Origin of the sequence: Microbispora catharanthi (genome assembly GCF_006334915.2) — a bacterium.
GTDB lineage: Bacteria > Actinomycetota > Actinomycetes > Streptosporangiales > Streptosporangiaceae > Microbispora > Microbispora catharanthi.
Window position 1 is genome coordinate 359,890 of record NZ_VDMA02000008.1, and the last position, 8,536, is coordinate 368,425.

Annotated in this window: 7 protein-coding genes; 5 read left to right on the top strand and 2 right to left on the bottom strand. The window is 72.3% G+C overall.

Going from position 1 to position 8,536, the window contains the following annotated elements:
- Nucleotides 1-16 precede the first annotated feature (16 nt).
- The 3 genes from FH610_RS18230 to FH610_RS18240 all read left to right on the top strand — a co-directional run bounded on the left by FH610_RS18230 (nucleotide 17) and on the right by FH610_RS18240 (nucleotide 3,083).
- Nucleotides 17-529, top strand: a complete 513-nt coding sequence (locus FH610_RS18230; protein WP_240809040.1) for a SigE family RNA polymerase sigma factor — start codon at nucleotides 17-19, stop codon at nucleotides 527-529.
- A complete protein-coding gene (locus tag FH610_RS18235; RefSeq protein WP_139575680.1) occupies nucleotides 526-2,085 on the top strand; it encodes a hypothetical protein in 1,560 nt (519 codons plus the stop codon). The genes FH610_RS18230 and FH610_RS18235 overlap by 4 nt, the downstream gene beginning before the upstream one ends.
- 146 nt (nucleotides 2,086-2,231) lie before the next feature.
- On the top strand, nucleotides 2,232-3,083 hold the full coding sequence (locus FH610_RS18240; protein ID WP_139575730.1) for a PSP1 domain-containing protein: 852 nt from the start codon (nucleotides 2,232-2,234) through the stop codon (nucleotides 3,081-3,083).
- Between the two features lie 131 nt (nucleotides 3,084-3,214).
- Here FH610_RS18240 and FH610_RS18245 read toward each other — a convergent pair whose 3' ends face one another.
- The gene (locus FH610_RS18245) at nucleotides 3,215-4,360 is read right to left on the bottom strand and encodes an FAD-dependent oxidoreductase (RefSeq protein ID WP_139575681.1); all 1,146 of its coding nucleotides are present in this window, start codon (nucleotides 4,358-4,360) and stop codon (nucleotides 3,215-3,217) included.
- Nucleotides 4,361-4,446: 86 nt separating this feature from the next.
- Here FH610_RS18245 and FH610_RS18250 point away from each other — a divergent pair, with 86 nt between their 5' ends.
- Nucleotides 4,447-4,986 carry a TetR/AcrR family transcriptional regulator gene (locus FH610_RS18250; protein ID WP_139575682.1) on the top strand — a complete coding sequence of 180 codons (540 nt, stop codon included), beginning with the start codon at nucleotides 4,447-4,449 and terminating at the stop codon, nucleotides 4,984-4,986.
- A 200-nt stretch (nucleotides 4,987-5,186) separates the two neighbouring features.
- Nucleotides 5,187-7,358 (top strand): helicase-associated domain-containing protein, encoded by a 2,172-nt coding sequence (locus FH610_RS18255; protein WP_139575683.1) that lies wholly within the window; start codon nucleotides 5,187-5,189, stop codon nucleotides 7,356-7,358.
- A gap of 195 nt (nucleotides 7,359-7,553) precedes the next feature.
- Here FH610_RS18255 and FH610_RS44500 read toward each other — a convergent pair.
- Nucleotides 7,554-8,536, bottom strand: a 983-nt coding sequence (locus tag FH610_RS44500; RefSeq protein WP_240809041.1) for a lectin, incomplete at its 5' end; no start/stop codon positions are given.

Genomic DNA, 8,536 nt, shown 5'->3' on the forward strand with positions numbered 1-8,536 from the left:
GCAATCCGGGGGGCCCGTGAGTGTCCCGCCCCTGTCGGCGGGCGCCGACGACACGATCAGCGGGCTCTACGCCGAGCACGCCCTCGGCCTCACCCGGCTGGCCCTGATCATGGTCGGCGACCGGGAGAGCGCCGAGGATGTGGTGCAGGAGGCGTTCCTCGGCCTGCACCGGCGCTTCGACGGCCTGCGTGACCGGGACAAGGCGCTCGTCTACGTGCGTGCCGCGGTGCTGAACAACGCCCGCTCCGTGCTGCGCAGGCGGCGGCTGCCGTCCTGGTTCGCCGGCACGTACGACCCGCCCGTCTGGTCGGCCGAGTCGGCCGCGATCCTCGGCGCGGAGCGGCGGGAGGTCATGGAGGCCCTCCACCGCCTGCCCCCGCGCCAGCGGGAGGCCCTGGTCCTGCGCTACTACGCCGAGCTGTCCGAAGAGGAGACGGCCCGGGTCATGAAGATCAGCCGGGGCACCGTGAAGTCCACCACCTCCCGGGCGCTCGACGCGCTCGGCCGCCTCCTGGGAGAGACCCGATGAACGACGACGTCATCCGCCGGTTGCAGGACGCCGCCCACGCGGTGGGGGAGACGGTCGAGGCCGTCCCGCCGTTCGACCCGGCCGCCGCGCCCGCCCGCCGTACGCCTGCGGGCTCCAGGCGGACGAGGTCCTGGTTGATTCCGGTCGCGGCGGCGGCCGCCGTGACGGTCGCGGTCGCGGGCGGGGCGGTCGTCGCGCGCCACGGCGGCGGGACCATGGACACGGCCGCCGGCACGACGGCGGGCCCCGCCGCCCAGCCGTCCTTTCTCGTGCAGATCCGCTCCGGGGACATGGCGGTCAGGAGCGTCGCCGACGGCCACGTGACGGCCACGGTGCCGGGACCGGGGGGCGAGCGGTTCACCCAGGTGCAGGCCACCCGGGACAACCGGCTCTTCTACGCCGTGACCGAGCAGGACACGTGCCGGTCCCGCTTCTACCGGTTCAGTCTCAGCGACAGCGGGGAGGTCGCCTCCATCGGCGCGCTCCCGTTCACGCCGCCGGAGGGCACCGCCGTCACCTCGCTCGCGGTGAACGGGGACGGCTCCACGCTGGCCTACGGGCTGTCTTCCTGTGCTCCGGGCGGTAAGGGCGCCTCTCTGGTCGTCACGGATACGGCGACCGGTGACAGCCGCACCTGGACGTCCGCGCACACGTCGGCCGTCCGGGACGTCTCGATGAGCGAGGACGGGCGCACCCTCGTGTTTCGCCGGGCTGCTGCGGTCTGGGGCACGTCGACGGAGGCGATCACGGAGTCGGCCGTCCCGACGGAAGCGCCCCCGAAGCCGGAAGCCGCCGCGGAGCCGGAAGCCACGCCGGAGACGACCTCCGGATCCCCCGCCGCCGTGGAATCGGCTCTCCCACAGGACGACGGCGACGTCCTGCCGGAGTCGCGCGTGACCCCGGAAGAACCGGGGACGGCGCCGTTCCCGGCTGCTTCGGCGGAACCGGAGGCGGGGGCCGCGCCGCGAGAGCAGCCTGTGACGGAGTCGGCTGAGCCCTCCGCTCCGCCGCTGCCCAAGGGGTGGACCTGCCTGATACCGGCCAGCACGGTGGAGAATCCGACGGAGAATCCGGCCTCGGGCACGACGCCTTCCTCCGCTAGCCCGGCGACGGGGGTCGCCTGGGAGTGCTCGATGTCCCGCACCGTGTGGGTGCTCGACACGGGCACCTCCGAGGGCCTCGACGACGTGCGTGCGATCACGCTGGGGGGATCGTCCGCCCCGACGACGGGCGGGGTCCATGACGTCGCCCTCACGCCGGACGGAGGACGCGTCCTGGCTACGGTGGGCTGGAGCAGGCTGGCGCAGGTGCAGGGTGTGACCAAGCTCGCGGGGGCCGTCGCCGAGGTCGTGGCGTACGACGTCGGCACCGGGCAGGCCGTACAGACCCTCTATCGCGATGAGGAAAGACGGCCTCTCTTCGAGCGTGTCGACGTGGACGGCACCGGGCGGTTCGTGCTGGTGGTCGGGCCGGACGAGACGGGACAGGTGACGGAATCCGGATATCGCACGCTGTTCACGGACGACGGCGGCGTCGCGCGGACGGCGGCCTGGTAGGCGGCCTGTAGGCGGAGTCCTCCGGCGGGCCGGGTCTCCCGGTCCGCCGGAGGTTGTCCACAGGCGATGATTGCCGGTGCCGTACGGCACGTATGGTGGGTTCGGACGCGTTAGCCGTACGGATCGAGGAGGGCCGGCGCTTGGGCATGATGATGGCGGTGAGCTTCACCCGCTATGGACGGCTCTACTACCTCGATCCGGGCGGCCACTCTCCCAAGGTGGGCGACAAGGTCCTCGTGCCGACCGACTCCGGGCCCGAGGTCGCCGAGTGCGTGTGGGCGCCGCAGTACGTGAGCGAGGACGTCGAGGGCCTGCCCGTCTGCCAGGGCGTCGCGGCCGAGGAGCACCTGGCCCGTGACGAGACCAACCGCCGCCGCAGGGCGGAGGCCCGCAGCGTGTCCAAGCGCCTGATCAAACGGCACGAGCTGCCGATGAAGGTGGTCGGCGTCGACTACCTGGACGCCGACAACGTCTACACCGTGTACTTCTCCGCGCCTCACCGGGTCGACTTCCGGGCGCTCGTGCGCGATCTGGCCCGCAACCTGCGTGCCCGGGTCGAGCTGCGGCAGATCGGCCCGCGTGACGAGGCCAGGCTCCAGGGTGGCATCGGCCCCTGCGGACGCGACCTGTGCTGCGCGACGTTTCTCAAGGACTTCGAGCCGGTCTCGGTGCGGATGGCCAAGGACCAGGACCTGCCGGTCAACCCGCTCAGGATCGCGGGCGCCTGCGGCCGGCTGATGTGCTGCCTGAAGTACGAGCACCCGCTCTACCAGGAGTTCCGGGCGTCGGCGCCGCGCACGGGCCTCGCGGTGGACACCCCGCAGGGTCCGGGCACGGTGGTGGGGCACAACGTGCCGTCCGACTCCGTCATCGTCCGCCTCAACGAGGGCGGCCGCCGCTGCGCCTGCTCCAAGGCCAGCGTCTGCGCCCCACGCAAGCAGCATGACGCGATGTACGGCGACGCGCAGGCGGTGGCCGTGAGCGATCCCGAGGAGTAGCGGGCGGAGGCGACGCCGCGGGCGGCGCGAACAGCAGGTAGCCGCGGTCGTTCGGGTCGAGAAGGCGGGCCTTGACGGCCTGCCGATCGTTGACGAGCTTCACGAGGCGTCCCTTCCGGTGGGGTGGGCGTTCACACGGCGTGCCGTCTGTTCAGGCCGGACAACTGCCAGGCCAGCCGGGTGCGGACGGCGGGGATGTGGCCGGCCAGGGCGAGGATGAGGTTGCGCAGCACGCGGCGGCCGGCGGCGGCGGTGGCCAGCTTGGTGAGCCGCCCGGCGAGGGCGACCACCTGCTCGGCCTGCGCGCGGCGGGTGGCAGCGTAGGAGTCGAGCAGGCTGTCCGGTTCGCCGTCGAGCACCCGGGCCAGCGCCTCGCCCAGGTGTACGGCGTCGTCGATGCCCAGGTTCATGCCCTGGCCGCCGGCGGGCGAGTGCACGTGGGCGGCGTCGCCGGCCAGCAGGAGGCGGCCCTGGCGGTAGGTGTCGGCGATGCGGTGGTGGATCCGGAAGCGCGAGCTCCAGATCAGCTCCTGCACCCGCGCGGGCTCGGCCTCGGGGCCGCGGGTGTCGAGCAGGTGCTGCACGAAGGTAATGCCGGGTTCTTTGGGGGCCTCGTCCACGGTGGCGACGATGCGGTGCAGGCCGCCGGGCAGCGGGGCGACGACGACCAGTCCGGCGGGTGAGAAGTACAGGATGACCTCGTTCCGCGGCACCCCGCCGGACAGGCGGACGTCGGTCAGGACGAACGACTCGGCGTAGGTGCCGCCGGTGAAGCCGATCCCGGCGCTCTGGCGGACGGTGCTGTTCAGGCCGTCGGCGCCGATCAGGTAGGCGGCCCGGATCTGCTGCCCGTCGTCCAGAGCGGCGGTGACGCCGTCGGCGTCGTGCTCGACGCGGCTCACCCGGGCGGGCCTGATCACCTTGCCGCCGAGCTCCTCCAAACGGGCCAGCAGGTGGGCCTCCGTGTCGGCCTGGGAGAGCATCAGGGTGTAGGGGTAGGCGGTGGGCAGGCCGCCGAAGGGCACCGGCATCAGCACCTTGTCGCGGTCGCGGATGGTGAAGACCGGAGTGTGGATGCCCTGCGCGGCCAGCCGGTCCGCCACGCCGTACGGCTCCAGGACCTCCAGGGTGCGTGCGTGCACGACGGCGGCGCGAGAGGTGTTGGCGCCCTCCGCCTGCTCGTCCACGATCATGACCTGCCGGCCGTGCTGCGCCAGGACGATCGCGGCGGTGAGCCCGGCGGGCCCGGCTCCGATGATGAGCACTTCGGCGTTCATGGCGCCTCCTTGGTCAACGGCTGTTGGCATGAACGTAAGCCCGTCGCGAGTGGATAGTCAACACCTGTTGGCCTACAATCGTTGACATGAGGAGATCCTCGGTCGAGACCAAGGCCGTGATCCTGGCCGCGGCCCGCGAACGCTTCGCCGCCGACGGCTACGACAAGGCCACCATCAGGGCCATCGCCGCCGACGCACGGATCGACCCGGCCATGGTCATGCGCTACTTCGGCACCAAGGAGAAGCTGTTCGCCGCCGCGGCCGAATTCGACCTGGAACTGCCCGACTTGGCGCCGGAGCAGGCCGGCGCAGGCCTGGTCCGCCACTTCCTGCGCACGTGGGAGGCCGACGAAGGGCTGCAGGTCCTGCTCCGCACCGGCGTGACGAACGAGGCCGCCGCCGAACGCATGCGGACGATTTTCGGCGGCCAGGTCATGCCGCTCGTGATCGACCTGACCGGCGATCCGGAGCGCGCTCCCCTGCGGGCTTCCCTGGTCGCCTCGCAACTCCTGGGCCTGGCCCTGTCCCGCTACATCCTGAAATTCCCGCCGATGGTGGCGGCAACGGAGGAAGAGCTCGTCGCCTGGCTGAGTCCCACGGTCCAGCGCTATCTCACCGGGCCATGACGCGGCGGGGGTGCGCCGCCACGCCCGCACGGGAAACCCTGCGCGCCGAGGGCCTCGGCGCGCAGGGATCGTATCGCCTGCCGGAGCTTGCGGGTCCGGCAGTCCATGTCGCGGAGAAGCGACTCCACCCGGCGGCTCGCATCGGGGCCGTGAACCGGCGACAGCTCTGGCCACCGGACGCGGCGTAATACGCTGCGGTGGTGAGCACCCGGCGCCGCCTGGCGACATGGCTGAAGACGAAGTCGCCAGAGGCCCGGCGGCTGATCCTCGCCCGGGTCGGGTTCACCTCCGATGACGACATCACCCCGCAGGACCTCGCCCGGCTGCTGCTCCAGCCGCGTGCGGCGCTCTCGCTCGCGCGGTTCTGCACCCTTCCTCAGCACCAGGCGCTGTCGGCCGTCGCGTGGCTGGCGGCGCAGCGGCACGGGCCGCTGCTCAACCTCTGGCATGACGCGGACCCGGCCACAAGGGCAGTGCCCCGCGCCGACGTGCTCGACCTGCTGGCCGGGAGCGATCCGGCCCTGCGTGCGCGCGCCGCCGCCACTCTGGACGCGCTCGCCGACACGGCGTTGGTGCTTCCGCCGCATGACGACCAGGTGATCGTGTCCACAGGCCTCCACGCGCACCTAGCCGAGGCAGCGGGATTGGGCCGCCCGGCGGCCGAGCTCATCAGGCTCCACTTCAACGCTCCGGAGGTCCACGCGATCGCCGAGTCCCTGGGATTCTCGAAGGCCAGGGCGCGGGAGGGCGCGGAGCGGAACGTGCTCGGCCTGCTCACCGACCAGGAGCGGGTGCGGGCCCTGCTCGGACAGGCCCCCGCGGACGCCCGGGAGTGGCTGCTCGACATCATCGGGCACGGATCGCAGGTGCTCACCCACGCCTATCAGGCGCGCGGCGGCTTCGGTTACCAGCAGGCGCCGAAGTACGCCTTCCGGCCCGGAGGTTCCGGCGACCCGAACACCGACTGGCTGGCCGCGCGCGGTCTCCTCCTGCCCGCCGGGCCGTACGACACGGCGGAGGTGCCGATCGAGGTCGCCGTGGCCGCCCTCGGCGAGCTGCGCGTTCCGTTCGCCCCGGAGCCGCCACGGCCCCCGGCCGGCCTGCCCGACGCCGCCGGGGCCGACGGTTGCGCCCAGGCGGCCGCCACCGCCGCGCTGTCCCAGATCGAGCGCGTGCTCGCCGCGTGCGCCGACCAGCCTCCCCTCCTGCGCAAGGCCGGCGGTCTGGCGGTCCGCGACACCAAGCGGATCGCCAAGGCGGCCGGTGTGGCCGATGACGTCACCCGGCTCTGGCTCGACCTGGCCACGCAGGCCGGACTGCTCGGCCTGCATGCCGAGCCGGTGCAGCGGCCGAAGGGCCATCGCGGCAGGCTGCCTGAGCCGGTCGTGAGCCTGCTGCCCAAGACGGAGTACGACGACTGGCTGAAGCGGTCTCCCGTCGAGCGGCTGGTGACGATCATCGCCACCTGGGCGACCATACCGGCCGTCTACACGTTCTGGCCGGAGGAGGCCGGGACGCCGGTCGCCCTCACCGAGCCCGACGATCCGAACGCGGTCGGCATCAGGATCGCCGTCCTCGAGGCGCTCGCCGCGCTTCCTCCGGGCAAGGGCGTCTCCGCCGACGGCCTGCCGTACGTGACGGAACGGGCGGCCTGGCACCGCCCGCACCACTTCGCCGAGTCGGGGGCGGGCGACGATCTGGTCGGCGCCGTCGTGCGTGAGGCCGAGTCGCTCGGCCTGGTCGCCGGGGGCGCCCTCACCGGCGTCGGCCGTGTCGTACGCGATCTGTTGCTGAGCGGTGAGGCGTGGACGTCGCCGGAGCCCGCGCTGACCGCTGCCCTGGCGGTCATGCTCCCGCCCGCGCAGGCCAGCGCCTTCTTCCAGGCCGACCTGACGGCCGTGGTCCGCGGGATGCCCGGCCCGGAGCTCGCCGAACTGCTCGACGACGTCGCCGACCGCGAGTCGGAGGGGCACGCCGTGGTCTGGCGCTTCTCCGGTTCGACCGTGCGCCGGGCCTTCGATCGGGGGCACGAGGCCGGCGCCCTTCTCGCTCGGCTCACCGAGGTGGCCGAGGCACCCCTGCCGCAACCGCTGGAATATCTGATCAAGGACACCGCCCGTACGCACGGGCGCGTCCGGGTGGTGCGCTCCGGGTGCTGCCTCCGTTCCGACGACGAAGCGCTCGTCGAGGAACTCGCCCGCTCTCAGGCGCTGCGCACGCTGGGCCTGCGCAAGATCGCCCCGACCGTGCTGATCAGTGCGGTGGGCGAGGAGGAGACGCTGACCCGGCTGCGCGCCGCCGGCTACACCCCGGCGCTGGAGTCCGAGACCGGGGTGGCGATCATCGAGAGAGCCGCTCGCCGACGCGCGTGACGTGTGGCTGGGCCGGTCCGAGACGGCGAAGGCGGCGAACCCGCTCGTCGCGCGGCGCCCGGCGCTCGCTCGGGTTCCGTGGGTTCGCCGCTCATCCTTCAGGGTTGTGCTGTCGCCCGCACGTCAGGGACGGCGCTCAGCGCGCCGCCCCTGATCTGGTCGATCCTCTGGCAGCCAGGGTGACTGGGGACAGCGTCAGATGCGGGTCCATTGCTGGTTGGTGCCGCCGTGGCAGGTCCAGATGTGCACCTTGCTGCCGTTGGCGGTGCCGTAGTTCGACACGTCCAGGCACTTGTTCGCCCCGACCGCGGTGATGGTGCCGTCGGAGTTGAAGCGCCACTTCTGGTTGTTCTGCCCGTTGCAGTCCCAGATGATCACCGCCGTGCCGTCCGCCGTGCCCGCGCCGTTCACGTCCAGGCACTTGTTGCCGTAGACGCGCAGCTCACTCGCACTCGTGGAGGCCCACTGCTGATTGGACTGCCCGTTGCAATCCCAGATCTGCACCTGCGCCCCGTTGGCCTGTGAGGCCTCGGTGACATCCAGGCACCGGCCCGAGCCCGTGCCCCGGATCGCGTTCGTCGCCTGCGGAGTGCCCGTCGGCGAGGGAGACGGCGAGGGAGACGGCGAGGGAGACGGTGAGGGGGAGGTCGGAGGCGTGGGTGAGGGGCTGGTGGTCGGCCCGTCGCCGGTGAACTGCCACCAGTTCAGGTTGAACAGGTAGCCGCTGCCGCCGGTGAACCTGAGGTACAGGTCGTGGGTGCCGGTCGCGCCGGTGACGGGGCAGGAGACGGTTGTCCAGGTCTGCCAGCCGCCGGTGCCGGGGACGTCGCAGGTGCCCATGAGGGTGCCGGTGGCGCTGTCGCGGCGCAGTTCGATCTTTCCGCCGCCGGCGCCGGAGGCGACCCGTGCGGAGAACGAGGTCGCGCCGGTGCCGAAGCCGACGCCCTTGACCTTGATGTAGTCGCCGTTGTCGATGAAGCCGACGTTCATCCCGCCTTCGTTGGAGGCCTCGGTTTCGACGCCGGACTCCCAGGCGATGGTCTCGGCCTCCTGGCGGGTGTAGGGGTTCAGCGTGCCGATCTGGGGTGCCCCGGTGGTGGTCATGTTGATCGTCGGGATGGTGCCGTCGGCGTTGTAGGTGAACTTCTCCACCGCGACCGAGCGGGTGTAGCCGCCGC